Annotated in this window: 31 protein-coding genes, 1 tRNA gene and 2 other annotated features (1 of these 34 only partly in view); of the genes, 8 read left to right on the top strand and 24 right to left on the bottom strand. The window is 55.9% G+C overall.

The window, feature by feature from the left end; translation table 11 throughout:
- Positions 1–146: 146 nt before the first annotated feature.
- From D3F01_RS10735 to acpP, 4 genes are read right to left on the bottom strand one after another with little or no spacing between them, the layout of a single operon-like run.
- The gene (locus D3F01_RS10735) at positions 147–1091 is read right to left on the bottom strand and encodes a beta-ketoacyl-ACP synthase 3 (protein ID WP_097773326.1); all 945 of its coding nucleotides are present in this window, start codon (positions 1089–1091) and stop codon (positions 147–149) included.
- Positions 1088–2041, bottom strand: coding sequence for an acetyl-CoA carboxylase carboxyltransferase subunit alpha (locus D3F01_RS10730; RefSeq protein WP_005935299.1), 954 nt, complete (start codon positions 2039–2041; stop codon positions 1088–1090). Before D3F01_RS10730 ends, D3F01_RS10735 begins: the two co-directional genes overlap by 4 nt.
- Entirely contained in the window at positions 2038–2910 is an 873-nt protein-coding gene (gene accD, locus D3F01_RS10725; RefSeq protein WP_242888601.1) for an acetyl-CoA carboxylase, carboxyltransferase subunit beta, read from the bottom strand. The genes D3F01_RS10730 and accD overlap by 4 nt, the downstream gene beginning before the upstream one ends.
- Before the next feature lie 11 nt (positions 2911–2921).
- Positions 2922–3149, bottom strand: coding sequence for an acyl carrier protein (acpP, locus tag D3F01_RS10720; protein ID WP_005935295.1), 228 nt, complete (start codon positions 3147–3149; stop codon positions 2922–2924).
- Positions 3150–3393: 244 nt separating this feature from the next.
- On the opposite strand from acpP, the gene D3F01_RS10715 reads away from it, so the two are divergent.
- Both D3F01_RS10715 and D3F01_RS10710 read left to right on the top strand, forming a co-directional pair.
- Entirely contained in the window at positions 3394–5085 is a 1692-nt protein-coding gene (locus D3F01_RS10715; protein ID WP_242888599.1) for a M3 family oligoendopeptidase, read from the top strand.
- 374 nt (positions 5086–5459) lie between these two features.
- Positions 5460–6830: an NCS2 family permease gene (locus D3F01_RS10710; RefSeq protein WP_227612823.1), complete on the top strand. Its 1371-nt coding sequence runs from the start codon at positions 5460–5462 to the stop codon at positions 6828–6830.
- A gap of 87 nt (positions 6831–6917) precedes the next feature.
- Here D3F01_RS10710 and D3F01_RS10705 read toward each other — a convergent pair whose 3' ends face one another.
- Together D3F01_RS10705 and D3F01_RS10700 are read right to left on the bottom strand one after the other, a co-directional pair.
- Positions 6918–7232 carry a hypothetical protein gene (locus tag D3F01_RS10705; protein WP_097771623.1) on the bottom strand — a complete coding sequence of 105 codons (315 nt, stop codon included), beginning with the start codon at positions 7230–7232 and terminating at the stop codon, positions 6918–6920.
- A 78-nt stretch (positions 7233–7310) separates the two neighbouring features.
- A complete protein-coding gene (locus D3F01_RS10700) occupies positions 7311–7841 on the bottom strand; it encodes a DUF6514 family protein (protein WP_242888597.1) in 531 nt (176 codons plus the stop codon).
- 267 nt (positions 7842–8108) lie between these two features.
- Positions 8109–8365 (top strand) — a binding site (T-box leader).
- A 106-nt stretch (positions 8366–8471) separates the two neighbouring features.
- Here D3F01_RS10700 and D3F01_RS10695 point away from each other — a divergent pair.
- Positions 8472–9416 carry a bile acid:sodium symporter family protein gene (locus D3F01_RS10695; RefSeq protein WP_156070172.1) on the top strand — a complete coding sequence of 315 codons (945 nt, stop codon included), beginning with the start codon at positions 8472–8474 and terminating at the stop codon, positions 9414–9416.
- Positions 9417–9674: 258 nt separating this feature from the next.
- On the opposite strand, the gene D3F01_RS10690 is transcribed toward D3F01_RS10695, so the two are convergent.
- The 4 genes from D3F01_RS10690 to D3F01_RS10675 form a co-directional block, all read right to left on the bottom strand.
- The gene (locus D3F01_RS10690) at positions 9675–10583 is read right to left on the bottom strand and encodes a radical SAM mobile pair protein B (RefSeq protein ID WP_242888595.1); all 909 of its coding nucleotides are present in this window, start codon (positions 10581–10583) and stop codon (positions 9675–9677) included.
- Entirely contained in the window at positions 10571–11260 is a 690-nt protein-coding gene (locus D3F01_RS10685; protein ID WP_242888701.1) for a radical SAM mobile pair protein A, read from the bottom strand. Before D3F01_RS10685 ends, D3F01_RS10690 begins: the two co-directional genes overlap by 13 nt.
- Entirely contained in the window at positions 11257–11694 is a 438-nt protein-coding gene (locus tag D3F01_RS10680; protein WP_242888594.1) for a radical SAM mobile pair system MarR family transcriptional regulator, read from the bottom strand. Before D3F01_RS10680 ends, D3F01_RS10685 begins: the two co-directional genes overlap by 4 nt.
- A 455-nt stretch (positions 11695–12149) precedes the next feature.
- Entirely contained in the window at positions 12150–12482 is a 333-nt protein-coding gene (locus tag D3F01_RS10675; RefSeq protein WP_005943481.1) for a helix-turn-helix domain-containing protein, read from the bottom strand.
- A gap of 142 nt (positions 12483–12624) precedes the next feature.
- On the opposite strand from D3F01_RS10675, the gene D3F01_RS10670 reads away from it, so the two are divergent.
- The gene (locus D3F01_RS10670) at positions 12625–12978 is read left to right on the top strand and encodes a cupin domain-containing protein (protein ID WP_117534414.1); all 354 of its coding nucleotides are present in this window, start codon (positions 12625–12627) and stop codon (positions 12976–12978) included.
- Positions 12979–13142: 164 nt separating this feature from the next.
- On the opposite strand, the gene D3F01_RS10665 is transcribed toward D3F01_RS10670, so the two are convergent.
- From D3F01_RS10665 to D3F01_RS10640, 6 genes are all read right to left on the bottom strand, one after another.
- Positions 13143–13907, bottom strand: coding sequence for a nucleoside phosphorylase (locus D3F01_RS10665; protein WP_097771615.1), 765 nt, complete (start codon positions 13905–13907; stop codon positions 13143–13145).
- Between the two features lie 120 nt (positions 13908–14027).
- Entirely contained in the window at positions 14028–14273 is a 246-nt protein-coding gene (locus D3F01_RS10660; protein ID WP_005943479.1) for a hypothetical protein, read from the bottom strand.
- Positions 14274–14287: 14 nt separating this feature from the next.
- Positions 14288–14800, bottom strand: a complete 513-nt coding sequence (locus D3F01_RS10655; RefSeq protein ID WP_005943478.1) for a hypothetical protein — start codon at positions 14798–14800, stop codon at positions 14288–14290.
- A gap of 251 nt (positions 14801–15051) precedes the next feature.
- Complete coding sequence (locus D3F01_RS10650) at positions 15052–15261, bottom strand: AtpZ/AtpI family protein (protein WP_117477165.1); 210 nt, start codon at positions 15259–15261, stop codon at positions 15052–15054.
- 48 nt (positions 15262–15309) lie between these two features.
- Positions 15310–15891, bottom strand: a complete 582-nt coding sequence (locus D3F01_RS10645) for a helix-turn-helix transcriptional regulator (protein WP_117505945.1) — start codon at positions 15889–15891, stop codon at positions 15310–15312.
- Positions 15892–16336: 445 nt separating this feature from the next.
- Positions 16337–16413 (bottom strand) — tRNA-Val (locus D3F01_RS10640).
- 158 nt (positions 16414–16571) lie between these two features.
- Between D3F01_RS10640 and D3F01_RS10635 the strand changes: the two genes are divergently transcribed.
- Positions 16572–16736, top strand: coding sequence for a FeoB-associated Cys-rich membrane protein (locus D3F01_RS10635; protein WP_097771614.1), 165 nt, complete (start codon positions 16572–16574; stop codon positions 16734–16736).
- Positions 16737–16775: 39 nt separating this feature from the next.
- Here the strand turns inward: D3F01_RS10635 and D3F01_RS10630 are convergent, their stop codons facing one another.
- The gene (locus D3F01_RS10630; RefSeq protein ID WP_097771613.1) at positions 16776–17069 is read right to left on the bottom strand and encodes a SqdX protein; all 294 of its coding nucleotides are present in this window, start codon (positions 17067–17069) and stop codon (positions 16776–16778) included.
- On the bottom strand, positions 17069–17308 hold the full coding sequence (locus D3F01_RS10625) for a helix-turn-helix transcriptional regulator (protein WP_099357280.1): 240 nt from the start codon (positions 17306–17308) through the stop codon (positions 17069–17071). The genes D3F01_RS10630 and D3F01_RS10625 overlap by 1 nt, the downstream gene beginning before the upstream one ends.
- Before the next feature lie 183 nt (positions 17309–17491).
- On the opposite strand from D3F01_RS10625, the gene D3F01_RS10620 reads away from it, so the two are divergent.
- Genes D3F01_RS10620 through D3F01_RS10610 form a run of 3 tightly spaced genes read left to right on the top strand, consistent with a single transcriptional unit; the run spans position 17492 to position 19693 of the window.
- Complete coding sequence (locus D3F01_RS10620) at positions 17492–18112, top strand: S24 family peptidase (RefSeq protein ID WP_242888593.1); 621 nt, start codon at positions 17492–17494, stop codon at positions 18110–18112.
- A gap of 1 nt (position 18113) precedes the next feature.
- Positions 18114–18806 carry a tRNA (N6-threonylcarbamoyladenosine(37)-N6)-methyltransferase TrmO gene (gene tsaA, locus D3F01_RS10615; RefSeq protein WP_242888592.1) on the top strand — a complete coding sequence of 231 codons (693 nt, stop codon included), beginning with the start codon at positions 18114–18116 and terminating at the stop codon, positions 18804–18806.
- An 11-nt stretch (positions 18807–18817) separates the two neighbouring features.
- The gene (locus tag D3F01_RS10610; RefSeq protein ID WP_207684595.1) at positions 18818–19693 is read left to right on the top strand and encodes a LysR family transcriptional regulator; all 876 of its coding nucleotides are present in this window, start codon (positions 18818–18820) and stop codon (positions 19691–19693) included.
- 83 nt (positions 19694–19776) lie between these two features.
- On the opposite strand, the gene D3F01_RS10605 is transcribed toward D3F01_RS10610, so the two are convergent.
- The 6 genes from D3F01_RS10605 to D3F01_RS10580 form a co-directional block, all read right to left on the bottom strand.
- On the bottom strand, positions 19777–20808 hold the full coding sequence (locus D3F01_RS10605) for a P1 family peptidase (RefSeq protein ID WP_242888590.1): 1032 nt from the start codon (positions 20806–20808) through the stop codon (positions 19777–19779).
- 120 nt (positions 20809–20928) lie between these two features.
- Positions 20929–21867 carry a homoserine O-succinyltransferase gene (gene metA / locus D3F01_RS10600; RefSeq protein WP_005935244.1) on the bottom strand — a complete coding sequence of 313 codons (939 nt, stop codon included), beginning with the start codon at positions 21865–21867 and terminating at the stop codon, positions 20929–20931.
- Positions 21868–22038: 171 nt separating this feature from the next.
- Positions 22039–23313: an O-acetylhomoserine aminocarboxypropyltransferase/cysteine synthase family protein gene (locus D3F01_RS10595; RefSeq protein WP_097771608.1), complete on the bottom strand. Its 1275-nt coding sequence runs from the start codon at positions 23311–23313 to the stop codon at positions 22039–22041.
- Positions 23314–23536: 223 nt separating this feature from the next.
- Complete coding sequence (locus tag D3F01_RS10590) at positions 23537–24193, bottom strand: methionine ABC transporter permease (RefSeq protein WP_097771607.1); 657 nt, start codon at positions 24191–24193, stop codon at positions 23537–23539.
- Positions 24190–25203 (bottom strand): ATP-binding cassette domain-containing protein, encoded by a 1014-nt coding sequence (locus D3F01_RS10585; protein ID WP_097771606.1) that lies wholly within the window; start codon positions 25201–25203, stop codon positions 24190–24192. The genes D3F01_RS10590 and D3F01_RS10585 overlap by 4 nt, the downstream gene beginning before the upstream one ends.
- 150 nt (positions 25204–25353) lie before the next feature.
- Positions 25354–26280 (bottom strand): MetQ/NlpA family ABC transporter substrate-binding protein, encoded by a 927-nt coding sequence (locus D3F01_RS10580; RefSeq protein ID WP_035394877.1) that lies wholly within the window; start codon positions 26278–26280, stop codon positions 25354–25356.
- A gap of 112 nt (positions 26281–26392) precedes the next feature.
- Positions 26393–26595: a binding site (T-box leader), on the bottom strand; it runs 57 nt beyond the window's last position.

The raw sequence follows: 26595 nt of genomic DNA, 5'->3' as shown, positions 1-26595 counted from the left end.
CTCAGTCTCGCTCTGCTCGACAGCTCTCCCAAGGGGAGAGCCCTTGGCAGTACGGTAAACTTTTCGGTTTTGCCAAAGGCTCCCACTTTGGGGGAGCTGTCACCGAAGGTGACTGAGAGGGCGAGCCCGTTTGCCGAACATGATTTTCACTCTTTGTATTGCAGGATCGCGCCGCCCCAGGTCAGGCCGCCGCCAAAGCCGATGCAGGCCAGCGGTCTGCCCGGGGTCAGCTGCCCGCTCTCGGCCAGCTCGTTGAGGGCGACCGGAATGCTGGCGGCGCTGGTGTTGCCGTGGCGATCCATGTTCTTATAAAATTTTGCCGGGTCGGCCTGCAGGGCTTTGATGCAGTGGTCGATGATGCGGCTGTTGGCCTGATGGCAGACCACCCACGACAGATCCTCGAGGGTCAGCCGGGTCTCGTCCAGCACCGTGTGCAGGCACTTGGGAAGGGCATCCACGGCAAAGCGGAACACCGCCTTGCCGTCCATGGTGATGGGGGCAGAGCCTTCCCGGCTCGGCCCGCCCGCATGAAGGACATCACTGCCGCGTGCCCCCAGCGTCAACGCAAAGGGGGTATCTGCCAGCCGGAAAATGGCGGCTCCGGCCCCGTCGCCGAACAGCACGCAGGTGGAGCGGTCGGTGGGGTCCATCAGGCGGGAAAGCGCTTCGCACCCGATGACAAGGGCATACTGCCCGCCCAGAGTCGTCAGCATTCCCCGCGCCACAGCCATGCCATAGAGAAAACCGGAACAGGCCGCGTTGATGTCCAGCGCGGGCCGGTTTTCGGGCAGCCCCAGTGCCGCCTGTACCTGACAGGCCACGCTGGGGGTGGCATCCGGGGCAGAAAGGGTCGCGCAGACACAGCAGGCAATGTCCGCCGGGGCAAGGCCGCTGCGGTCAAGGGCCTGCCGCGCGGCCGCAATGGCCAGCGTGGCGGCAGATTCATCCTCGGTGCACCAGTGCCGGGTGCGGATGCCGGTGCGGCTGGTGATCCATGCGTCACTGGTGTCCACCATGCGGCTCAGCGCGTCATTGGTGATCGTCCGTCCGGGAAGTGCCCCGCCGGTGGCGATCAGCTGTAAACCATTCATGCGTTCCTCGTTTCTCCGATCTGGCGGTACTTTTTATAGCGCTGATCGGCCAGCTGCCGGTCGCTCATGCGGCACAATTCTTTCAGGTGGGCGCGCAGAGCGGCATCCATGCGCTCAAACAGGGCCGCGTGGCAGCGCTGGGCACCGCCCACCGGCTCCGGGATCACTTCTTCCACGATGCCGCCGCGGTACAGATCCTGCGCCGTCAGCTTCATCATCTCACAGGCCTCGCCGCTGCGGGAGGAGTCCTTCCACAAGATGCTGGCAAAGCCCTCGGGGCTCAGCACTGAGTAGACCGCGTTTTCCAGCATGAGGATGTGGTTGGCCACACCCAGTGCCAGCGCGCCGCCGGAGGAGCCCTCGCCGGTGACCACGGCGATGACCGGCACCGTCAGGCCGCTCATCTCCATCAGATTCCGGGCAATGGCCTCGCCCTGCCCCCGCTCCTCGGCATCCTTGCCGGGGTAAGCGCCCGGCGTGTCGATAAAGGTGATGATGGGACGACCGAATTTTTCAGCCTGCTTCATCAGGCGCAGAGCCTTGCGGTAACCCTCCGGCCCCGGCATTCCAAAGTTGCAGGCCAGATTTTCCTCCAGCGTGGAACCCTTGCGGTGGCCGATGACTGTCACCGGCATCCCGTGGAAACGGGCCACGCCGCCCAGAATGGCCGCGTCCTCCTTGCACTGCCGGTCGCCGCGCTGCTCAAAGAAATCCGTGAACAGGGCAGAGATCGTCTCGTCGATGTGCGGACGTTCCGGGTGACGGGCCAGAAAGACCCGGTCCTCGGCAGTCAGCGGGCCGCAGGAGCGCAGGATCTCGTCCTCTTCCACCGCCAGCTCTGCCAGTTCGGACGCATGGGCGGTGATGGCCTCCATGTCACTGCCGCTGCCCTTCAGCGCGGCGATCTGTGCGTCCAGTGGGGCCAGCTGCTCCAAAATATCTTTTATCATTCGTGTTTCCCTCCGGCATGAAGCTGCAGGACCTGGATCAGCGTATCCCGCAGCTGACTGCGGGGCACCACCTGATCCACAAAGCCGTGTTCCATCTGGAATTCGCTGCGCTGGAACCCGGCGGGCAGTTTTTCACCGATGGTCTGCTCAATGACACGGGGGCCGGCAAAGCCGATGAGTGCCCCCGGTTCGGCCAGCATGATATCGCCCAGGCTTGCAAAGCTGGCGGTCACGCCGCCGGTGGTGGGGTGGGTCAGCACACTGACGTACAGCCCGCCCTTTGCCGAAAAGCGCTGGATGGCGGCACTGGTCTTGGCCATCTGCATCAGGCTGAAAATGCCCTCCTGCATCCGCGCGCCGCCGCTGGCCGAAAAGATGACCAGAGGCAGGCGCTTGGCAGTGGCGTACTCCACGGCGCGGGTGATCTTCTCGCCCACAGCCGTGCTCATGCTGCCCATAAAGAACCGGCTGTCCAACACGGCTGCCACGCAGGCCACGCCGCCAATGCGGCCGACGGCGGTGACAGCAGCTTCGTGCAGGCCGGTCTTGTTCTGGGCGGCGGCAAGCTTTTCCCCGTATCCGGGGAAGTTCAGCACATCCTGCGGATCAAGGTCAGCGTCCAGTTCCCGGAAGCTGCCGTGATCCAGCACCAGACTGAGCCGGTAATACCCGCCAATGGGCATGTGGTAGCCGCAGTTGGGGCAGACATACAGACTTCTGCCCCACAGGGTGCGGGCAGCGCGGCGGCCGCACTGCTTGCACTCCACAAACTGCGGCTCGTGCCACACCGCTCCGGCATCCCGCTTGGCTTTCAGCTGGAAAGTGCGCTCCCGCATCCGGTTGGGGAGCAGATCTCGGATATCATTCATCGCATGTTTCCTCAGATATGTGCGGTGATGTAGTTGTAGATGTCACCCACGGTCTTGAGCTTTGCCAGCTCCTCGTCCGGGATGGACACACCGCAGGCATCCTCCAGCGCCATGTTCAGCTCCACGGCATCCAGGCTGTCGGCCTCCAGATCCTCGGTCAGGCTGGCCTCCATGGTCACCTTGTCCTCCTCGCAGTTCAGGGTGTCAACAACGATCTTCTTCATTTCTTCAAACGTCATGGTAATATTCTCCTTTGATTGACTTGTATTTTTATTATCTAAAAAGTTTGAGGTTTCTTGCGAACACGACCATTATATCTGAATCGTCGGATAAGTCAAGAATAATAGCTAAAATATTTTAACTTTTACAATTCTGACACACTTTACTCCACAGGGGCAGTTCCTCTTTTCCATTGCCCTTTTTCCCCAAACGTGCTAATATGGGTTCAGCACTCAGACAAGAAGAAACGAAAGGATGAATCCCATGAAATTCAGCGAAATGAGTTATACCCGCCCGGACATTGATGCCCTGCTGGGCCAGTGCAAGGCGCTGGCTGCCAAGGCCGCCGGGGCCGCCAGCGGCGAGGAGCTGGTGAATGTTTACTACGAGCAGAGCCGCGCCTTTGCCGATTACAACACCGCCGCACAGCTGGCAAGCATCCACTACACCTGCGACACCCGTGACGCTTATTGGAAGGCCGAGCAGGACTTCTTTGATGCCAACGGCCCCGCCGTGGAGAACGCACGGGTGGAGATCAGCCGGGCATTTCTGGCCAACGCCCATGTGGACGCGCTGACCGAAGCCTTTGGCACCACCTGCGTGGCCGGTATGAAGAATGCCGTGCTGGGCATGGATGACCGCACCGTGGAGCTGCAGAAGGAGTACAACGCCCTTGTCAGCCAGTACCAGCAGGTGTACGGCGGCGCACTGGTCGAGTTTGACGGCAAGCAGCTGACCATTCCCCAGCTGGGCCCCTATAAGGAGAACCTGGACCCTGCCGTCCGCCGCGCTGCCTACGAGGCTGAGGCAGCGTATTTCGATGCCCACCGTGACGAGCTGGACGGTCTGTACACCAAGATCGTCAAGAACCTGAACGCACAGGCGCAGATCCTGGGCTACCACGATTACAGCGAGCTTTCCTATGTGCGGATGAACCGCATCGGCTACGGCCCTGCCGAGATCCGGAAGTTCCGCGACCAGGTGGCCAACGATGTGGTGCCCGAGCTGAAAAAGGTGATCGAGCTGCGCTGCAAGCGCACCGGCATCTCCCACCTGACCTTCTCCGATCTGCCTGTGGCGTTTCAGGACGGCAACCCCTCTCCCATCCCCGGCTACGATGCCCGGATGACCGCCGCCCGCACCATGTACCACGAGCTGAGCCCCGAGACCGCAGAATTCATTGACTTTATGCAGGACAATGAGCTGTTCGACGTGGAGAGCCGCCCCGGCAAGATGTCCGGCGGCTATATGACCAGCCTGCCCACCTACAAGGCCCCCTTTATCTTTGCCAACTGGAACAACACCTCCGCAGACGTGGACGTGCTGACCCACGAGTGCGGCCACGCCTTTGAGGGCTATGTGGCCGAGCGTGACCCCAAGGTTCCCGCAGACCTCGAGTGCCCCGGCATGGAGAGCGCCGAGATCCACTCTATGGCCATGGAGTTCCTGACGGCTCCCTGGCACCATCTGCTCTTTGGCAAGGACACTGAGAAATACGCCCTGCTCCACGCCGAGGACAGCTTCCTCTTCCTGGCCTATGGCTGCATCGTGGACGAGTTCCAGCACAGGATGTACCAGAACCCCGACCTCACCCCGGACGAGCGCAACGCCGTCTGGCTGGAGCTGGAGCACAAGTACCGCCCCTGGATCGATTTCGACAACCTGCCCTTCTATGGCCGCGGTGCCGGCTGGCAGCGTCAGCTCCACATCTATGAGTGCCCCTTCTACTATATTGATTACTGCCTGTCCACCATGGCCGCGCTGCAGTTCTTCCTGCTGAGCCTCAAGGACCACAAGGATGCCTGGGAGCGCTACCTCAAGCTGGTGCGCCGTGCCGGTCTGGCCAGCTACACAGAGCTGATGCAGACCGCCGGACTGAAGGTTCCCTTTGAGGATGGCTCGATCAAGGCCATCGCCCAGCAGATGGGTCAGTGGATCGCAGAGCATCAGGTGTAAGCCTCCCGGACCTACGGAGATTTTTTCTTGCAAAATCCGCTCTTTTCTATGAAAAAGCACAGCGCCCCCGTTCACTGTAAGATCGCAGTGAGCGGGGGCGCTTTCTTGTGAATAGGAGGTCGATTTTATCGCAAATACAGACTATGGGGATATACGGAGCGGCACAAACTCCATGACCGGAAAGAAAAATTTCCATAAAACGCCAAAAAGCCTTTGGATAAGTCATACCTATACAAGAAGGTTTGAACTTTTCGTGAATTTTCTGTGTTTCGACCATGGACAGGTGGGAACAGTTCTGCTACAATGGGAGCTGTTCTTTCCGCCGGTTCCCACGCGGCGGTTTTTGTTTTTACTATAACACAGGAGGAACTTTCATGTTAGAAAAGATCTTTCACCTGAAAGAAAACCACACCGATGTCAAGACCGAACTCATGGCGGGTGTCACCACCTTTATGACGATGGCCTACATCCTTGCGGTCAACCCCAGCATCCTGTCCGCTTCGGGCATGGATGCCAATGCGGTCCTGATCGCCACCTCGCTGGCATCGTTCGTTGGCACTGCCCTGATGGCTCTGCTGGCCAACTATCCGTTCGCTCTGGCTCCCGGCATGGGCCTGAACGCCTACTTCTCCTACACGGTCGTCCTGACCATGGGTTACAGCTGGCAGCTGGCCCTGATGGCCGTTTTTGTGGAGGGCATCATCTTCATTGTGCTGAGCCTGACCAATGTGCGTGAGGCCATCTTCAATGCCATCCCCATGACCCTGAAGAGCGCTGTCAGCGTGGGCATCGGTCTGTTCGTTGCATTCGTCGGCCTGCAGAACGCAAAGCTGATCGTGAACAGCGATTCCACCCTCGTCACCTATCAGCACTTCAAGGGCGAGACCTTCCACAGCATCGGCGTGGGTGCGATCCTCACGCTGGTGGGCGTGCTCATCACCGCCATCCTGCTGGTCAAAAAGGTCAAGGGCGGCATCCTGTACGGCATCCTCATCACCTGGGTGCTGGGCATCCTCTGCGAGCTGACCGGCATCTACATCCCCAACCCCGATGCCGGCATGTACAGTGTCATCCCCACCAGCTTCATCAGCTTCGATTTCTCTGCGCTGGGCAAGACCTTTGGTCAGGTGTTCAAGACCGATTTCTCCGGCGTGGGCATCCTGAACTTCTTCGCCGTGATGTTCTCCTTCCTCTTCGTTGACCTGTTCGACACCCTGGGCACCCTGATCGGTGTTGCTTCCAAGGCCGACATGCTGGATGAGGAGGGCAAGCTGCCCAACATCAAGGGCGCACTGATGGCCGACTCCATCGCCACCTGCGCCGGTGCCGTGCTGGGCACCTCCACCACCACCACCTTCGTCGAGAGCGCTTCCGGCGTGACTGAGGGCGGCCGCACCGGCCTGACCTCCATGACCACCGGTGTGCTGTTCCTGCTGGCCGTGGTGTTCAGCCCCCTGTTCCTGACCATCCCCAGCTTTGCGACCGCTCCGGCCCTGATCATCGTTGGCTTCTACATGATGGGTTCTGCCCTGAAGATCGAGTTCGACGATCCTGCTGAGGGCATCCCCGCATTCCTGACCATCCTGGCAATGCCCACCGCATACAGCATCTCTGAGGGCATCGCCATCGGTGTCATCTCCTGGACCCTGCTGAATGTCATCACCGGCAAGGCCAAGGAGAAGAAGATCAGCCCCCTGATGTATGTGCTGACCGTTCTGTTCATCCTGAAATACGTTCTGCTGTAACAGGCATTTGCAGCAAACAGAAAGCCCCGGCTCCGGCCGGGGCTTTCGTGCGTTTATTGGTTCCTGCGCGGGTGGGGCGGGCTGGGCTCAGCCGCCGAACAGCCCGAAAAAGCTGGTGTGCGTCATGCCCAGCACCAGAAACAGAAGAATGAGGGCAAACAGTACCCCAATGATGATGTCCATCTGGTGGACCGTGAGGGGGAATTTATCGTAGAGCTTTTCCTTGGGGTTGACGAAATTCGGGTCGTTGTTGTCCAGCAGGGTCTTTTTGCGCTCAGCGCTCTGGGCTTTGGCGGCGGCAAGTTCTGCCTGCTCCTTTTCCAGCTGGGCCTCCCGCTGGGCAAGCAGTGCCTCACGGCGGGCCAGCTCTTCTTCCCGCTGGGTCTGATTCGTTTCTGCCATGGTGGTATCCTCCGGCGTTTTTTCTACCAGTATACCATAGAATTGTGACAGAAAAAACTCCTCCCGCAAAAAGCGGCCTTATTCCGCCAGCAGATCCTCCACCACATCCATCAGCTGAGACGGCTCGAGCTGGCACGCGGTACAGCGCGCGGCCAGGCGAAGGACCCGCACCGGGTCAACGGAGACATCTGAGATGAACCGCAGTTTTCGGTGTCGTCCGTGAGATGCAGAATACGCGGCGATGCCAAAGGATGTATACGCACCACACGCGGGATGATAAAGTCGTTCCATAACACAATGATACCAAAACACACCAATCACCTCTCTGTCAAAATTGTCACGCCGCTTTGAAACGGCTGCATGAATGCAGGTTTGCTGCCCGCAAAATGTTCTGACAAAATTTATATACCATCTCTTGGCTTCAAAATAAACAGCCAAAATTTCAAAATCTGGCGGCGTGTTTTGCATGTCCGGTGAAACCGGTGGTGCAGTAAAAAGACGAACTGGAAAACGGGAACGAACAATTTTACGGAATATCGTGTAAAATTGAGAAAAATCAACTTCACGCAGCAGCAGAGGAAAGGATGCTCCGCGGAAAACCGAAAGCACAAAAAGAAAAATCTTTGCCGCATCTTAACCACTTTTTGGCAGAAAAAGTTGAGAAATCGGTCGTAAGACCGAGCTTTCTGGTATATCACTTGTTCGCTGTGCGGATAAGGCTGCTCATTCTGCTTTGCCTCCGCATCGTCTGCCGCAGACCCCGGCGCTGCCCTTGCCTGAACCGCTTTCACTCCGGATGCAAACCAGATGAAAAATCCGACGGACCGTGTCACTTGACTTTCCCCTTGCAGGGGAGTATACTCCGGGGCAGTGAAATATTCGGCTATGACGAGAAAGAGTACCCGGAAAGAATGCTGCAGAGAGCTGCCGGATGGTGCAAGGCAGTGCAGGGTGTCCGTGGGAAGATCCTCTCCGAGCTTTCCGGCTGAATGGGCGGCATCTGCGCCCCAGTAAGCGGGAACGGCAGGCCCCCGTTATCACGGGCCGCGCATTGTTGGATGCGCACTGAGGGGCCGGGCTTTGCACCGGCAATAAGAGTGGTACCGCAGAGGATCTACGCCTTTGTCTCTTACAAACCGTAAGGGACAAAGGCGTTTTTGTTTGCGGGAAAGCCATTTTCCGGATGTTTCATTGCCTTTGCATCCGCAAAAATCAGGACCTGGAAAAGGAGAGTTTAACATGAAAACACTGGAAAAAGTAAGCGATTTTGTAGGCAAGTATATGGCTGCCATCGTCATTGTGGTGGCAGCGCTGGCCCTGTTCTTCCCCGGCACATTCAGCGTGGTAAAGACCGCATGGGTCAACACCCTGTTGGGCATCGTTATGTTCGGCATGGGCCTCACCCTGAAGCCGGAGGATTTCAAGGTGGTGTTCAGCCGCCCGAAGGACGTGATCATCGGCTGCATTGCACAGTTCACGCTGATGCCCTTCCTTGCATGGGCGCTGACGCAGGTGTTCCATCTGCCCACTGAGCTGGCCATCGGTGTCATCCTTGTGGGCACCTGCCCCGGCGGCACCTCCTCTAACGTGATGACTTATCTGTCCAAGGGCGACGTTGCACTGTCCGTTGGCATGACTGCTGTTTCCACCGTGCTGGCTCCGTTCCTCACCCCGCTGCTCACTCTGCTGTATGCCGGTCAGCGCGTGGAGGTGAACCCCGTGAACATGTTCCTGTCCATCGTCAAGGTGGTGTTGGTTCCCATCGCACTGGGCTTTGTGGTCAACCACTTCTTCCAAGCCTTCACCCAGAATGCCGTCCGGGTGCTGCCGCTGATCTCCACCACTGCCATCGTGCTCATCATCTGCGCCGTTGTGTCCGCAAACTCCGCTAAGATCATGACCAGCGGCCTGCTGATCCTGGCCGTGGTCATCCTGCACAACCTGCTGGGCTACCTCACCGGCTTTGGCGTGGGCAAGCTGCTGAAGCTGGACTCCACTAAGTGCCGTGCAATTTCCATCGAGGTCGGTATGCAGAACTCCGGTCTGGCCACCTCTCTGGCCGCTGCTCACTTTGCACAGTATCCGCTGGCAACCATCCCCGGTGCTGTGTTCTCTGTGTGGCATAACATTTCCGGTGCCCTCCTTGCCAACTTCTTCGCCCGCACTGCAGAGAAGAAGGACTGATGGTTCATAAGAACCTCGAACGCCCGGAAACATCCCTTACACCTTTCGATTTGCTGAACGAAACCGAGGATACGATAATATCAAAAGGCAGGGTACCATCACCGTGATGATACCCTGCCTTTGCTTGTTTATCGTTCCGAGCAGTGCCTCCGCAGGAACTTGTCGGGGCGAGGCCCCTCCATCCTGCTTCGCAAACGCGGTCTTGTTGGGGCGTGCCTGCCCCAGGCCCTGCCAGGAACGAGTACGGCAAACTGGAAGTTAGCGATTTCTTTTTCCGGTATTCTCTGTCCCACGGATTTCCTCATGATAGAAATAATCTACGATCACCGGATGTCCCTGCGGGACTCTGCCATAAGGCATTTCATTATCCGCAAAGACACAATCATACTTCTTAGCCATTTCCTCAGCTTTTACTTCAAGTGCTTCAAAGTAGCTACGGTTATGTTTGTTATAGATCTCGTCGTAAAGTGGTACAAGATCAGGATATTTTCCAGCGATATAATCCATAATTGTCTTTTTGAAACCGCCTCGAAGATTGAGATTTTCGAGCCAGAACAGATCGCACTGATCCTTTACCCGCTCAAAGATTGCTTCAAAATCCGTGATACCGGGGAATACCGGGGATACGAAACAGACTGTACGGATACCTGCCTCATATACCTGCTTCATAGCAGCGATACGGCGCTCAATGCTCGAAGCAGAATCCATATCATTCTTGAAATTTTCATCTAGTGTGTTGATCGACCATGAAACGGTTACACGTCCAAGCTTCTTCAGCAGATCAATATCCCGTACCACAAGATCCGACTTTGTGCAGATTAGAATATCTGCGTCACTGCCGATCAGCTGCTCCAGAAGTTTTCTGGTATTCCCGAATTGCTCCTCCTGTGGATTGTAGCCATCTGTCACAGAACCGATGACCACCCGCTGTCCGGCATATTTCTTCGGATTTTTAATTTTCGGCCAATGCTTCACATCAAGGAAAGTGCCCCATTCCTCCTTGTGCCCGGTAAAGCGCTTCATAAAAGAAGCATAGCAATACTTGCAGGCATGTGTACAGCCCACATAGGGATTGACCGAGTAACCGCCTACCGGCAGACTGGACTTAGTCATGATGTTCTTTGTTTCCACCTCACGAATGAGGATTCCATTTATTACTTCTTCCATGATTTCTGTACCTCTAACACTTTATTAAATTCTTCCGGCATTTCCTGAATCATATTTTCATCCCCTATGATAGAGACAAGGTCTTCCTTCATAAACACCGGAATGCCGAGCTTATGTGCCTGGTCCGTCAGAGACCATGCCCACTCCGGCTCCGTATGAACCTTCCTGCTCTGAACCCCGGTCATGGTGCCGACAACGATCCAGCTGATTCCGGAAAGATCAACGGAACCCGGATTGTCGAATAGCGGCTCAAAGGTAACATGATAGTGTTTTGCTCTGACATTTTCCCGTAGTGCGTCAATACGCCACAGTTCTGCTTTTCTCGTCACCGTAACGCCAAACCATGCGTTTTCCAGCTCAGTATCAAAATCCAGCAGATCTGGTCGCTTTGTAAGGAACAGGAACTGATGCTGTGGATTTTCACGGATTTTTTCAAATACCTCGTCTCTCCATTCTGACTTCCAGCCGGAAAGATCGCTCATACCGGTAAGAAGAAAGTTCTGCGGACGTTTCTTTTCCATCATCTTGAGCTTACCCGGAAAGAATTCAGGGTCAGAGAAGTCTTCAATCATATGCCAGCGTTTCACGTTGTTGCGGGCATAGCAATATGTACACCCCACTGTGCAGCCAATGACGATATTCATGTTCTGAATCTGATCTTTGATACAAATACTCATGACTTCTGCCACCCCTCAAGATTCTTTCTGATACGGTCGAGGCATTCCTCAAACCGGGTAATTTCTTCCTCCGAAAAACCTTTGTAGTAAATACTGCCCATTTCATCAGATACAGAATCGTACTCGCCCTTTAAGGCGTGTGCTTTCTCAGTCAGAAACAGGAGTGTTTTCCTTTTGTCCGTTTCAGACTGAACACGGCTTATCAGCCCTTGATTTTCCATTCTTTCCAGCATCGTAGTAAGAGATGTTATCGCTAATCCACATTTGATTGAGAGTGACCTGATTGAGATACCATCCTCCTGCCACAGCACATAAAGAATACGCCCCTGAGCTCCATTAAATGCATCAATATTCTTTTCGCTGAGAATCTTCTCAAAGATTCGATCTCCAAGTTGTTTTATTTTGGTAACAAGAAATCCGCCATTCATTTTCACACAAAAAACTCCTATATAGTATTTTATCAAATAATACTATATAGGAGTTTTACTGTCAACAGTTTGTATGTCTAAGTAGAAGTAAATTCCGATTTGTTGAACTAAACCGAGTATACCATACCGACAGCCGAAAGAACACCCCTATATGCAAGAACCTGCCCTTTTTCCTGCGTACGTGCGTACCGGCCATGTACGGACGTACGCCGCGATTGACCCGAAACGCACAGTATAGGGGGGTGCAAAGCAAAAGGCAGGGCACCACCTCCATGGTGATACCCTGCCTTTGCTTGTTTATCGCTCTGAGTAGTCTCTTTTCAGAACTTGTTGGGGCAAAGCCCCTCCATCTGCTAACGCAGACCGTTCTGCCGCTTGAAATCCCCACTGGGGCGTTCGTTGCTTCGCAAACGCGGTCTGGTTGGGGCGTGCCTGCCCTAAACCCTACTTCATAATATCGATCATGACCGATCAACGACTGATTTATAGTAATTGCCAAAGTCTGCAAGTGCATTGACGATTGGTAACATTTCCGTTCCGAGATCGGTCAACCCATATTCTACTTTGGGAGGATTCTCGTGATAATCACGACGGTAGGCAAGCCCATCATCAATCATCTGTCTTAAGCTCTCGGTCAAAACTTTCTGCGAGATCCCGTCGATGCTTCTTTGCAACTCATTGAATCTCCATGGACGCTCTTTTAGATTGCGCAGAAGCAAGAGTTTCCATTTTCCGCCAATCAGGGATACTGCTGTTGCAACCGGACATTCCGGCAGTTCTTCTTTTGTACGCATATCAGTCACCTCTGTATATAGTATAGCACATTCATTTTTGAGTGTACAGTTACAAAAAGGTGCGTACTTGTTTTTGAATGTGCGAGCTTCTATACTTAGCTCAGGCAATGAAAGATTGCGAATCAAAATGGAGGTGCTTACAATGGCAAGCTACACAAAAATGACAGTTGGAAAAGAAAATCGGACGGAGCTTCATGAAAAGCTCGCCCTGACTGGTGCGGAGATCAGCTTGAATACGCTTCCTGCGGGAGCAAATGTTCCGTTTGTCCACTCCCACAAGGCAAATGAGGAAATCTACGGTGTTCTTTCTGGCAAAGGCAAGGTCGTTATCGATGGCGAAGAAATCAGCCTTGCAGCAGGCGACTGGCTGAAGATTTCTCCCGTGGCAAAACGTCAGTTCTTTGCTGCAAACAATTCTGAAATCACTTATATTTGTATTCAGGTCAAGGAGAATTCTCTCGAAGGCTATACTGCAACGGATGCTGTGATCTACTGATAAAACATATCAAAACAAAAGGCAGGATACCACCGTCATGGTGATACCCTGCCTTTGCTCATTTACCGTTCGGTTGCTGCGGTAAACTTCAATAAACAAAAACGTACCCGAACCCTTTTTCGTAAAGAATCGGGTTCGGGTACGAACTGTATGGTGGTGAATCGTCACATGGTTATAAGAACATTGATGCAAAGCTCCAGTGCTTTCCGCAAAGAGCCCTTTCCCCAATCTCTCTCATCATGAGCATAAACATTCGCAAGGGAATCGGCAGTGTAGAGAATCTGGCCAAAGACTGCACCACGCTTCTGGGCACAGGCGGCCAGTGCAGCACACTCCATTTCAACTGTGGCACAGCCCTCGGATTTGCGATATTCTACCATATCTCGTGTTTCTCGGAAAAAACCATCCGTTGTCCATGTGATACATTTTTGAAACGGAATATTCAACGCACAAAACGTCTGCTCAATGGCTTTTATTGCGGAAGGCTCCAGATCAACAAACCGAGCGGCTGGAAGATAATGATACGAAGTGCCTTCATCGCGCATCGCCCTGATTGGAATCAAGAATTCGTTTTCGTCCAAATCGGTCAGCACTCCGCAGGAACCGGCTGAAATAATTTTTTTGCATCCGCAGGAGATTAAAAAATCCAGAAGCTGTGCAGCCGCGGCAGCTCCCAGCGGTGCCTGACACAGGCAAAATTCCAGCCCATTTTGCTGGACGATATAAACAGGATAACTTTTTGTAATCGTTTCAAAGTGTTCAGCAATGACTGCATCCATTTCAAATGCGTAATCATCAATCACATCGCCCAGAAAACCAAACACACATTTTTCCGGAAGGACGAGCTGCTCTGCGCCATGATTGGGCCTGATGACCTCAATCGAATCAAAATCGTATTCAAGAATGGGAAGATCATGTTTTTGTATCATGGAAAATTTCCTCTTCCTGCAAATTGCTGCACGAAATAAAAATACCCGAACCCTTTTTCACAAAGAATCGGGTTCGGGTACAAACTGTATGGTGGAGCATTGTCAGCAGCAGTCGAACCTTTAGGCAGGCATATCGTTGCTGCGGTCAGAGCGCTTCAAACCGAGAAACGGAGGCACTTCGGAACGCTTCAGCCCTTGCTCGTGTGCTTTTTTCAGTTGATATTCGTGCAGGGCAATGCTGTCCAGCAGATCACGCTGATTTTGGGAAGCTGCATAGTAATCAACGCCGAACCGTTTGCAGACTGCGCTGAGTTGGTCAAGCATTTCAATAGCAGTAGGGGACATTCGTTTGACTTCAATATCCATGGGAGCACCACCTTTCAGGAAAGATACGTATTGAAGAGCGAAAGCGCCGCATTGTCGGCAAGCATCAGCATGATTGGCCCGCCGGACTGTTTGGCAAAGACCCGGATCGCGCCAAAATCCCGGATATAATGTTTTGCAAGTTCATCCGTCTTAGCTTCAAAAGTGACGACGCCGTTTTTACCGGAATCAATGGAAAGCTGGATGCCGAACGCGATCATCATACGCCCGATGCCCAGATATTTTTTCTGAATGGTCAGCGTCGGGTTGCTCTCCGGGTGGCTTTCGATGTACTCAATATAAACGAACATGCTGGATTCTGTTTCGCGGTAAGCACCCAATGCTACGATTTCGCCGTTTTCGGTTTTAGCCGTGTACTTTTCCAGTGCGGGGTCACCGATGAACTCACTTGTCCAGTCGGTCTGCCAGCTTTCTTTGGTTGCAGCAAGGTCAGCGGGAGTTGACTTGTCAACCTCAATCGGAATCCTATTGCCCGTATCGGATGCTGTGACAAAATATTGCAAAGTCATAATGCCCACCTTCTTTCAGTTTTATTATAACGAAAGAACGATAGACTTTCAAGAAAGAAAATCGCAAAGAGAGTGAAAGTGTGAGAGCAAGAATCGTCCCGTGGCCACAAATTTTCAATTCTTGAAAATTTCTTGCCCATCCGGGACTGCACTTCTGCAACGCTCCCGCGTTTTTGAAGTGCTCTTGTTGGGGCGTGCCTGCCCCAAACCCTGCTTCTGAGGTTACGACAAACGGGAATTTAGTTGGTTGATTATTCTTCGTTATCCTTTTGAGATTCATCACTTTCCCTATTTCGATTTTGACCATCGAGAGCAGACCCTATGCCTACACCAAGCGCTAAACCGACAAGCATATAGAGTGGAATATTGTTGGTTACTACACCAATAGCCGCACCGATAGAAATTCCTATGCTCATAAAAGTCGGTAAATAGTGAGGCTTATCATCTTTTTTATTTTTCATATAGCTATACATTCCTTTCCAAATTATAAGATTTATTGAGTGTCGTTATCAAAATGATTGCAGCAAAAGACTCAATACATAACTAACGATTGCTCCTACTGCAGCACTTCCGATAAACCATAAAACCTTTTGATAAGGACGTTTGCCGTATTCTCTGGCGCTCTGGATTTCATCCAGCCTTTTACCTTCACAAAATGCTACGATTTCTTTATATGTTTGAACATCATTGTCCTTTTTTATTCGTTCAACCTTTGCTGCAAAATACATGGCAGCTAAAGCAATGACACACCAAAGGATCAATGCCCATTTATTACCAATGTAAAATAACGGAGCTGCCGAAATAACAGCAATAACGAGAAAAACCGTATAGATTGCGCCATAGTGATTGAGTTTTTTGATTTCCTCTTGTTTGATTACTTCTTTCATAGTATCAATATCTCCTTTGATTAGTTTATCAAGTGAGATTTGAAAGATTTCACTCAGTAATACCAAGCTGGTTACATCTGGATAGCTTTTGTCATTTTCCCAATTTGAGATTGTTTGCCTTGAAACATAAACATGATCGGCTAACTCCTCTTGAGACAGTTGTAACTCTTGGCGATATTTTTTTATTTGCTTTCCGAGTTCCATCTCTTCACCTCCTTGCATACTCATACTAATCAAAAGATTGTATTTTCGCAATCAAAGGACATTGACATCTGTGTTTTCCGTGTGTCAAAGGTCTTTTACATACCGTTAACTTCCGATTTGTTGAGCCGAGTATACCATACTACCAGCTGAAAGAACACCCCTATATGTCAGAACTTTCCCTTTTTTCTGCGTACGTGCGTACCGGCCATGTACGGACGTACGCAGCGATTAGCCCTCAATGCGCCATATAGGGTGGACGACCAAGTTCGCACAAAGCGAACTTGATCCCGCAAAGCAAAAGGCAGGATACCATCGCCCATGATGATACCCTGCCTTTACTCGTTCTCGCTTACCGCTCTGCGTACTCCCTCCGCAGAACTTCCTGTAAACAAAAAACGTACCCGAACCCTTTCTCGTAAAGAATCGGGTTCGAGTACGAACTGTATGGTGGAGAATTAGGGACTCGAACCCCAGACCCCCTGCGTGTGATGCAGGTGCTCTAACCAGCTGAGCTAATCCTCCGAATCGGAACAAGAGAATTATACCACAACCGAAGTGGATTGGCAAGCCCTAATTTTGATTTTTTCGCAATTTTTTCCCACTGCGAGGCAGTTGCTCTTTTGCGCAAAATGGTGTATACTGAAATTGCGCATTCCAGCGCAAAAAGAGAGGTTTTTTCAATGCTGACACTTCGTGGGATCATTACCATTCTGGTGCTGGCAGGGCTGTTTGCCCTGGCAGTGGTCTGGATTTCCAAGCAGGGCGGCTGGAAAGGCGAAGGCTGCGGCGGCAACTGCGCCTCCTGCCACCAGCACTGCGATACTCCGGAAAAGAAAACGCACTGACTGCAATGCCCCCGGATGGCTGTCCGGGGGCATTTTGCGTCACAGGGCACCGTAGCGGGCAGCAAAAACGGCTACGGTGCTCAGCAGATCGAGCTGGGCTTTCTGGTAGGTGGTGCGTCCGATGCAGAGCCGCTCCAGCACATCCTCCTCCTTGCGGCGCTCCAGGTAGCGCAGCTGGAGCAGGCCTGCACGGATGGGGTCGGCGGTGCGGTAATACTCCTGCGTCTGCTGGATGGCCCGGGTCCAGCCCCAGTTGGCCGGGCTGCGGGCCCACTGGCGGGTACCGTAGTTCTGCAGGGCCTCCCGGGTCTTTCTGCGCTGTTCAGCGGTCATCACGCCGCCCCCTTTCTTTGGCACATCCGGGTGCCCGGGCCAAAGAAGCAGGCATCCCGCTGTTCCATGGTCAGCCCCAGCATGGCAGAAAGCCGGTCGGCTTCGCTGACTTTGAAATCGCTCTCGTCATTCAGCTTCTGGTGCAAAGCACTGCTGCTGATGCCCAGCACCCGTGCCACATGGCCCAGCTTGAGGCCCTGGCTTTCAATGTAGGCGCGGATCTGTGTGGTATTTGTCATCAAAGGTTCTCCTTTCATCTGGATCTCTGCGTGTCGTTTCACAATCTTTGGTTGTATTATAGTTCGACGTTGATTTTTTGTCAACTATTTTACCAAAATCGCGCGAAAATCGTTGATTTTTAAGAACTTTTCTGATATACTCACGGCAGAACATTCTTTTTCAGGAAAAGCGAGGTCTCTGCCATGTCAGAACTTTCCCGCCGTATCTTACAGCGTCGGCTCGAGCTGGGGCTCTCTCAGGAAGAGCTTGCCCAGCGGATGGGCTACCGCTCCAAATCCTCCATCACCAAGCTAGAAAAAGGGGTCAACGACATCCCGCAGTCCAAGGTGGAGGAGTTTGCCGCTGCATTGGAGACCACCCCCGCATGGCTGATGGGGCTGGAAAACACTGCGTCTGTCCCGCCGGGCTTTGAGCCCCTGCCCGAAATGGTGCGGGTACCGCTGGTGGGCAGCATCGCCTGCGGCACCCCCATCACCGCCGAACAGAACATCGAATGCTACATCGGCGTTCCTGCCGCATGGCACGCCGACTTTGCCCTGACCTGCCACGGCAGCAGCATGGCCCCCACCATCTGCGATGGTGACATCGTCTGCATCCGCTGCCAGCCCGAGGTGGAGCAGGGCGAGATCGCCGCCGTGCGAATCGGCGACGAGGCCACCTTAAAGCATTTTCATCGGCAGGGCGACACCGTTATGCTTCTGGCCGACAACGCCGCCGTCTGCCCGCCCATGATCTATGCCGGGCCGCAGTTGAACGAGATCCAGATCGAGGGCAGAGCCGTAGGCTTCTGCAGAGGTTTATAATATGAGCAACGAAACCATGACCCTGAAGGTCATCGCACACATCCACACCGCCTTCCCCACCAAGTTCGGCATCCCCCGACAGAGCGGGCTGGTGGACGGCCTGCGGGGCGAGATCATCTTCACCCCGGAATACCGCAACGCCGATGCCCTGCGCGGACTGGAGGATTTCAGCCACATCTGGCTGGTGTGGCAATTCTCCGGCGCGGTGCGGGAGAGCTGGTCTCCCACCGTCCGGCCCCCGCGCCTGGGCGGCAACACCCGGATGGGCGTGTTTGCCACCCGCTCCCCCTTCCGACCCAATCCGCTGGGCCTTTCCAGCGTCAGGCTGGAGGCCATCGAGCACCGCCCGGAGGTGGGCCCGGTGCTCATCGTGCGGGGCGCAGACCTGATGGACGGCACTCCCATCTACGACATCAAGCCCTACATCCCCTACGCCGACTGTCACCCGGACGCGGCGGCAGGCTTCACGGCCCAGACCCAGACGCACAGGCTGCAGGTCGAATGCCCGCCGGAGCTGTGGGAGACCGTGCCCGCCGCCGAGCGGGATGGCCTGCGGGGCGTGTTGGAAAACGACCCCCGTCCCTCCTACCAGCACGACCCGGAACGGGTATACGGAATGGAATTTTCAGGATTAGAAGTCCATTTTGTCGTAGATGGTGCTGTTCTGACCGTGACCGGCATCACCCGCCGCTGAGAGGTGCCGCCGTGGAACTGCGTACCATCAACACCTTTTTGCATATTGCGGAGCTGCACAGCTTTTCCCGTGCAGCACGGGAGCTGGGGTATTCCCAGTCGGCGGTCTCCGCACAGGTGGCCCAGCTGGAAGCCGAATTGGAAACGCCGCTCTTCGACCGGGTGGGCAAAACGGTCCGCCTGACCGATGCCGGGCAGACCTTTCTGACCTATGCCCGCTCCCTGCTGGCCACTGCCGAGCAGGCCAAAGCGGCCCTGCAGCCTGCCCGGCAGGTCAGCGGCACCCTGCGGGTGGCACTGGCGGATTCGGTCTGCAGCACCTTTCTGCCCGACCTGCTGCAGCGGTATCACGCCCTCTGCCCGCAGGTGGAGCTGGTGCTCCGCACCGCCACCGACGATGAGATGCTCCAGATGCTGGGTTCCAATCAGATCGACCTGGCATACACGCTGGACAAGCCGCTGCTGCAGCCCAGCTTTGTGCTGGCTGTGGATGAGCCGGAGCCCATCTGCGTGGTGGCCCCCGCCGGGCACCCATTGGCCGGGCAGGCGGAAGTCACGCTTCAGGAACTGGCCGGGCAGGAGTTCCTGCTGACCGAGCGGGGTATGAGCTACCGCGATGCCCTCGACCAGTGCATGGCGGCGCAGGGGCTGGCCATCAAGCCCTTCCTCGAGCTGGGCAGCGCTTCCCTGCTCTGCCAGATGGTCGAGCACGGCATGGGGCTCTCCTTCCTGCCCGAGTACATCGTACAGAATGCCCTCGCCGCCGGAACGCTGGCTCGCCTGAATGTCCCCGCCTGCCGCGTGGAGATGCGGCGGCAGCTGTTCTACCACAAGGATAAATGGCTCACCCCCCAGATGAAAGCCTTCATCGCGCTGGTGCAGAGATAAAGACAGCGATAAAAAAAAAAAACAAGCCTTTCCGTTGGTGTCGCACTGTGAGGTGCACCACACGGAAAGGCTTGTTATTTACATTATTTTTTCAACAGGTCGGAAAGGCACTGCACCGTCCGGCCATGGTAGCCGGTGACGGTCTCGGCGTGGAGCAGGCTGCTCAGGACGCTTTCCTCCACACACTCGGCCACCGCCCGGAACAGCGGGTTGATGGCATCATCGTGGAGCATCTCCATGGGCAGGAGGGCTTTGTCCGAGTAATGCGGCATCCGGTTGGCCGTGGTAAAGGCCAGAACGATCTCACCCGAACCGTTGCCGCAGGCACTGCCGGTGCGGGAAAGCCCCACCAGCGCCCGGTGGCAGAGCCGCCGCAGCTGGCGCTCGCTCAGGGGGATATCCGTTGCCAGCACCGTGATGATAGAGCCCTTGTCCTCATGGGGCGGGATGCGGGCTTCCAACAGCTCGTGGATGGGTGTGCCCGCCACGATGAGGTCATCGAATGTGGCATGATTGGAGAGCACCAGTGCCCCGATGGTGTAGGACTTACCGTCCAGCTCCACCAGCCGGGAGGCAGAACCGATGCCGCCTTTCAGCCCGTGGCAGCGCATTCCGCGTCCGGCACCCACTGCACCCTCGGCGAAATCAGCTTTACAGTCTGCCAGAGCGGCAGCCACATGTGCCTCGGTGACATGCAGGCCCCGGATATCGTTCAGGCCGCTGTCGTTGCACTCGCAGACGACCGGGTTCACACTGCCGGTGGTCTCGCAGATATCGGGGTTGCGCTCCAGCATATATCTGACCAGCGCCGTTTCCACGGTGCCCACACTCAGGGTGTTGGTAAACAGGATGGGGGTCTCCAGTGTACCCAGCTCATCGATCTGGACAAGGCCGGTGGTCTTGCCGAAGCCGTTGATGACATGGCAGGCCGCCAGCACCTTATCATGGAACACATCCCCGGGGTGGGGCAGCAGCGCGGTCACACCGGTCTGGATGTCGCCATCTGCCAGTGTGCAATGGCCCACCGTCACGCCCGGCACATCACTGATCTTATTGCGCTCCCCGTGGGGCAGATGCCCCACCCGGAAGCCCCATTCATTCTTATCGATTCCCATAAATACCTCTCCGTTATTGCTTTCCAATACCGCCCCTCCTGATCCGAAAGGCAGAAAAACAGTCGTGCGTAAACCCGGCTTCCCCATGGGGGAGCTATCGCCGCAGGCGGTTGAAGGGGGTCACCCCTCAGAGTGCTTCACGCGCTGCATCTCCCCCAGATCATAGGGGGTGTTCTGGTAGACGTAGTAGTTCAGCCAGTTTTCATACAGTAGATGGGCGTGGGCGCGCCAGCGGAAGAGCGGCGGCTGGCTGGGGTCATCGTTGGGGTAGTAGTTTTTGGGCACTGCAATGGGCAGACCCTTGGCCACATCCCGCTTATACTCCGCATCCAGCGTGTATTTGTCGTACTCCGGGTGGCCGATGACAAAGATCTGCCGGCCGTTCTCGGTGCTCATCAGGAAAGGCCCTGCCTCATCGCTCTCGGCAAGGATGCGCAGCGCACTGCAGTGGTCGATATCCTCCCGGCTCATGGCGGTGTGGCGGCTGTGGGGGGCATAGAACACCTCATCAAAGCCGCGCACCAGTGGGTTGGAGGGCCGGATGACCCGGTGCTCGAACACACCGAACATCTTGGCAGGCAGCAGCTCCTTGCGGATGCCGTAGTGGTAGTACAGGCCCGCCTGCGCGCCCCAGCAGACATGCAGGGTGGAATAGACGTTCGTCTCGCTGAAATCCATGATCTCGCACAACTCCGGCCAGTAATCCACCTGCTCAAAGTCCATGGTCTCCACCGGAGCGCCGGTGATGATCATGCCGTCGTAGCGGTTATGCTTCACCTCGTCAAAGGTCTTATAAAAGGCCTCCAGATGGGCCGCGGAGACGTGCGTTGCCTCATGGCTGACCGTTTGCAGCAGGGTCATGTGCACCTGCAGCGGCGTGTTGGCCAGCAGCCTGGCGATCTGGGTCTCGGTGGCGATCTTGGTGGGCATCAGGTTCAGGATCAGGATCTCCAGCGGGCGGATATGCTGGGACGCTGCCCGCTCCCGGTGCATGACAAAGACGTTTTCCTCGTACAGGGCATCGTAGGCGGGGAGCGTTTTCGGGATGATGAGGGGCATAGATGGTTACTCCTTTAGATGGCTTGCCCTCTCCGTCATTGCTCTGCAATGCCACCTCCCCCAAAGGGGGAGGCAGCGCATCTCCCAGGTTCAGCATCTGCTGACCATGGGCCGCAATTGGCTCTCCCCTTGGGAGAGCTGTCACCGCAGGTGACTGAGAGGGCGAGACCGTTAAATTTTATCCAAAGCCTGTGCGATATCTGCGATCAGATCCTCGGCGCTTTCCAGACCGCAGCTCATGCGCACCAGCTCTGCGGGCACACCGGCGGCTTTCAGCTGCTCATCGTTCATCTGGCGGTGGGTGCTGGAAGCCGGGTTCAGGCAGCAGGTGCGGGCATCGGCCACATGGGTCTCAATGGCGGCCAGCTTGAGCTCCTTCATAAAGGTGCTGGCGGCTTCGCGGCCGCCGGCCAGACCAAAGCTGACCACGCCGCAGCTGCCATTGGGCAGATACTTTTCAGCCAGTGCGTGGTAGGGGCTGGACTCCAGGCCGCAGTAATTCACATAGGCCACCTTGGGATGGCTTTCGAGAAACTTTGCCACGGCCATGCCGTTGGCGCAGTGGCGCTGCATCCGGACATGCAGGCTTTCCAGGCCGAGGTTCAGCATATAGGCATTCATCGGGGACTGCATGGAGCCGAAGTCCCGCATCAGCTGAGCCGTTGCCTTGGTGATAAAGGCACCCTCTTTGCCGAAGCGCTCGGCGTAAGTGATGCCGTGGTAGCTGTCGTCCGGGGTGCACAGGCCGGGGAACTTCTCGGCGTGGGCCATCCAGTCGAACTTGCCGCCGTCCACAATGGCACCGCCCAGCACTGCGCCGTGGCCGTCCATGTACTTGGTGGTGGAGTGGGTCACGATATCCGCACCCCACTCAAAGGGGCGGCAGTTGACCGGCGTGGGAAAGGTGTTGTCCACGATCAGGGGCACGCCGTGGGCATGAGCAGCCTTGGCAAATTTCTCGATATCCAGCACGGTCAGGGCGGGGTTGGCAATGGTCTCGCCGAACACCACCTTGGTGTTGGGCCGGAAAGCGGCGTTCAGCTCCTCCTCGGTGCACAGCGGGTCCACAAAGGTGGCCTCAATGCCCATCTTCTTCATGGTGACAGAAATGAGGTTGAAGGTGCCGCCGTAGATGGTGCTGGATGCCACGATATGGTCACCGGCCTCGCAGAGGTTGAACAGGGCAAAGAAGTTGGCTGCCTGACCGCTGGAGGTCAGCATGGCGGCAGTGCCGCCCTCCAGCTCGCAGATTTTCTTGGCCACAAGGTCACAGGTGGGGTTCTGCAGGCGGGAGTAGAAGTAGCCGTCGGCTTCCAGGTCGAACAGCTTGCCCATATCCTCGCTGGTGGCATATTTGAAGGTGGTGGACTGGATGATGGGGATCTGGCGGGGCTCGCCATTGCCGGGCGTATAACCGCCCTGCACACAGATGGTATCACGGTTCATTGCAACATACTCCTTTACTGGGTTTGTCCGAATAGCACAATTCCCCGCAGGAGCACATGCCTCCGGCGGGGAATTGAAACGTTGAATTTTACTTCCCGTCCGGGACGAAATGAGGAGAGAACTCCTTCCGTCAAAGCCTTTCGGCTTTGCCACCTCCCTCAAAGAGGGAGGCTTTAAGGTTCCCTCTCCGAGGGAGCTGGCGCACGAAGTGCGACTGAAGGAGTTACTTCCTCAGCCGCTTATCGCTTCTGGTGGCCCAGAAGGTGCCAACGGTCTGGAAGATCTGCACCAGCAGCACCAGCAGGATGACGCAGACGATCATAATGTTGGTCTGGTAGCGGTAGTAGCCGTAGGAAAGGGCGATCTTGCCCAGGCCGCCGCCGCCGATGACACCGGACATGGCCGAGTAGCCCAGAATGGTGGTCAGGGCCGTGGTCATGCTGGAGATCAGGCCGGGCAGGCACTCGGGGATCATTACCTTGGTGATGATCTGGAATGGGGTCGCACCCATGCTCTGGGCGGCTTCCACCACACCCTCATCCAGCTCGCGCAGGCTGGTCTCCACCAGACGCGCCACAAACGGGAAGGCCGCGACCACCAGCGGGACGATGGTGGCCTTGGTGCCTACGGTGGTGCCCACGATGATACGGGTCAGCGGAAAAACGCAGATCATCAAGATCAGGAAAGGCACACTGCGCAGGATGTTGATGATGATATTCAGCAGGTGCATCAGCCAGCCGGGCAGGGGCAGAATGCCGTCCTTATCACCGGCCACCAGCAGCACGCCCAGCGGCAGGCCGATGACCAGAGAGAACGCGGTGGAGAGCACCGTCACATAGAAGGTCTCCCAGATGGCAAAGCCATAATCTGCAATGGTCATTCTCCGGTCACCTCCTCCACCGTAATGCCGGGCTGTGCCCGCATGTAAGCAGCAGCCTGTTTTGCTTCGTCCAGATCAGCGGGCAGCTTGAGCAGCATGGAGCCGTAGCACTGGCCGCTCAGATCGCGGGTATCGGCGCTGAGCACCGACACCAGAATGCCCTTTTCGGCGGCAAGACTTGCCACCAGCGGTTTTGCGGCGGAAGAACCGTTGAAGGTCACACGCACCACATGATCGTCCGGCGCAAAGCTGGACAGGTCGCGGGCTGCGCTGCCGCCGTTGGGAGCCACCAGACGCTTTGCCGCGGCGGTCTTGGGGTTGGCGAAGATCTCCTTCACCTCGCCCTGTTCCACCACAACGCCGCCGTCCAGAATGGCAACGTGATCGCAGATTTCCTCCACAACGCTCATCTGATGGGTGATGACCACCACCGTGATGCCCAGCTTCCGGTTGATGTCCTTGATCAGGGTCAGGATGGAGTGGGTGGTGTTGGGGTCCAGCGCGCTGGTGGCCTCATCACAGAGCAGGACCTTGGGGTCAGTTGCCAGTGCGCGGGCAATGGCAATGCGCTGCTTCTGGCCGCCGGAGAGCTGGGCCGGGTAGGCGTTGGCCTTATCGGGCAGGCCCACCATTTCCAGCAGCTCCTTGGCGCGCTTTTCGGCTTCCTCTTTCTTCACACCTGCCAGCTCCATGGGGAAGCAGATGTTCTTCAGGCAGCTGCGCTGCATCAGCAGGTTGAACTGCTGGAAGATCATCGTGATCTCCCGGCGGCGCTGGCGCAGCTGGGCGGGCGTGAGCTTTTCCATCTCCACGCCGTCAATGACCACGCTGCCCTCGGTGGGGCGCTCCAGCAGGTTGATGCAGCGCACCAGCGTGGATTTGCCCGCGCCGGACATGCCGATGATGCCGTAAATCGAACCATCCGGGATGGTCAGGCTGATGTCCTTCAGCGCATTCACTGCGCCGTCCTTCATCTGGAAGGTCTTGGAAAGGTGTTTGATCTCGATCACAGAAATTGCTCCTTGCTGTTGAATAAACTCCTTCAGTCAAACCCTTGCGGGTTTGCCAGCTCCCTCATGGAGGGAGCCTGAAACAGAACGGTCAGGCAAAGGCCCCCTCCCCGAGGGGGCTGTCACCGCAAGGTGACTGGGGGAGTTCGCTTAACCCTCGATCGGGCTCAGATCGCTCTGCTTGCCGCCGTAGATGCCCATGGGTTCAACGTGGATCCCGGCAACGGAGACCAGGTGGGTGCCCTTCTCCTCATTGAAGTTGTCCAGGTAGGGCTGATGCTGGAAGTAGTTGGTGTCGCACTGGCCATCCTCAACGATGGTGTTGGGGATCACATAGTCATCGTACTCCTGGATGTCCAGCGTAATGCCCTTGTCGGCCAAGATCTGCTTGCAGACCTCCAGGATCTCGCAGTGGGGGGCGGGGGTGGCAGCGCAGCTGACAGTCTCACCGTTCAGTGCGTCATAATCGATGGAAGGATCATAGCCGTCGGTGGGGTCTTCCACAACAGAGACCACAGCGCCGCCGTAGCTCTCGGTCATAAAGTCCTTGACCTGCTGGCTCTGCAGGGCAGCGACCAGAGCCTTGATCTTGGGCTCCTCCTCATTGCCTTCCTTGCAGACCAGAACGTTGACGTAGGCAGAGGTGCCATCCTCCATGGCCAGAGCGTCGGTCATGGGGTCCAGACCGGCGGAGATGGCGTAGTTGGAGTTGATGACAGCGTAGTCCTCATCCTGCAGGACGTTGGGCACCTGAGCAGCCTCGACCTCGTCCACATTGACGTTCAGGGGGTTCTCCTCGATGTCGTTCTTGGTGGCGGTCAGGCCTGCATCTGCCTTCAGCTTGAAGAAGCCGTTCTTCTCCAGCAGGGTCAGAGCGCGGGCCTCGTTGGTGGTGTCGTTGGGAACAGCGACCTTGATCTTGTCCAGCTTGGCAGCGGTGGAGGCAGCCTCAGAGGATGCAGCGCCGGAAGCGGCGGAGCTTGCGGTGGAGGAAGAGCCGCCGCAGGCGGTCAGGGCAGCGGCAGCAGCGGCCACGCCGGATACTTTCAGAAAATTACGACGAGTGATCTTAGACATTTTGTTTTCCCTCTCTACTTTTACAAAAATATTTTTGTGCGGTGCGGCACAATCCGCACCCTTTGCACCGGAAGCAAAATAAAAACGCTTCCGTCCTCAGCGGGCATACACCCACAAGGACGAAAGCGTAAAACTTCCGTGGTACCACCTTGGTTTACTGCCTCCTCACAGAGACAGCCTCACTGCTGCGGCGTTTTGCAACGCGACAACCGGACGCTGTAACGGGCGTTCCCGTCGCAGGCTTAGCACTCTTGCACTTCGCCCCCGCGGCTCCGAGACCATTTTCAGTTCCCTGTTTCCTGCCCTTTTCCACCG

The organism is Faecalibacterium sp. BCRC 81149, assembly GCF_022750605.1.
Lineage (GTDB): Bacteria > Bacillota > Clostridia > Oscillospirales > Ruminococcaceae > Faecalibacterium > Faecalibacterium duncaniae.
This window is presented reverse-complemented; position numbering and strand designations above follow the sequence as displayed.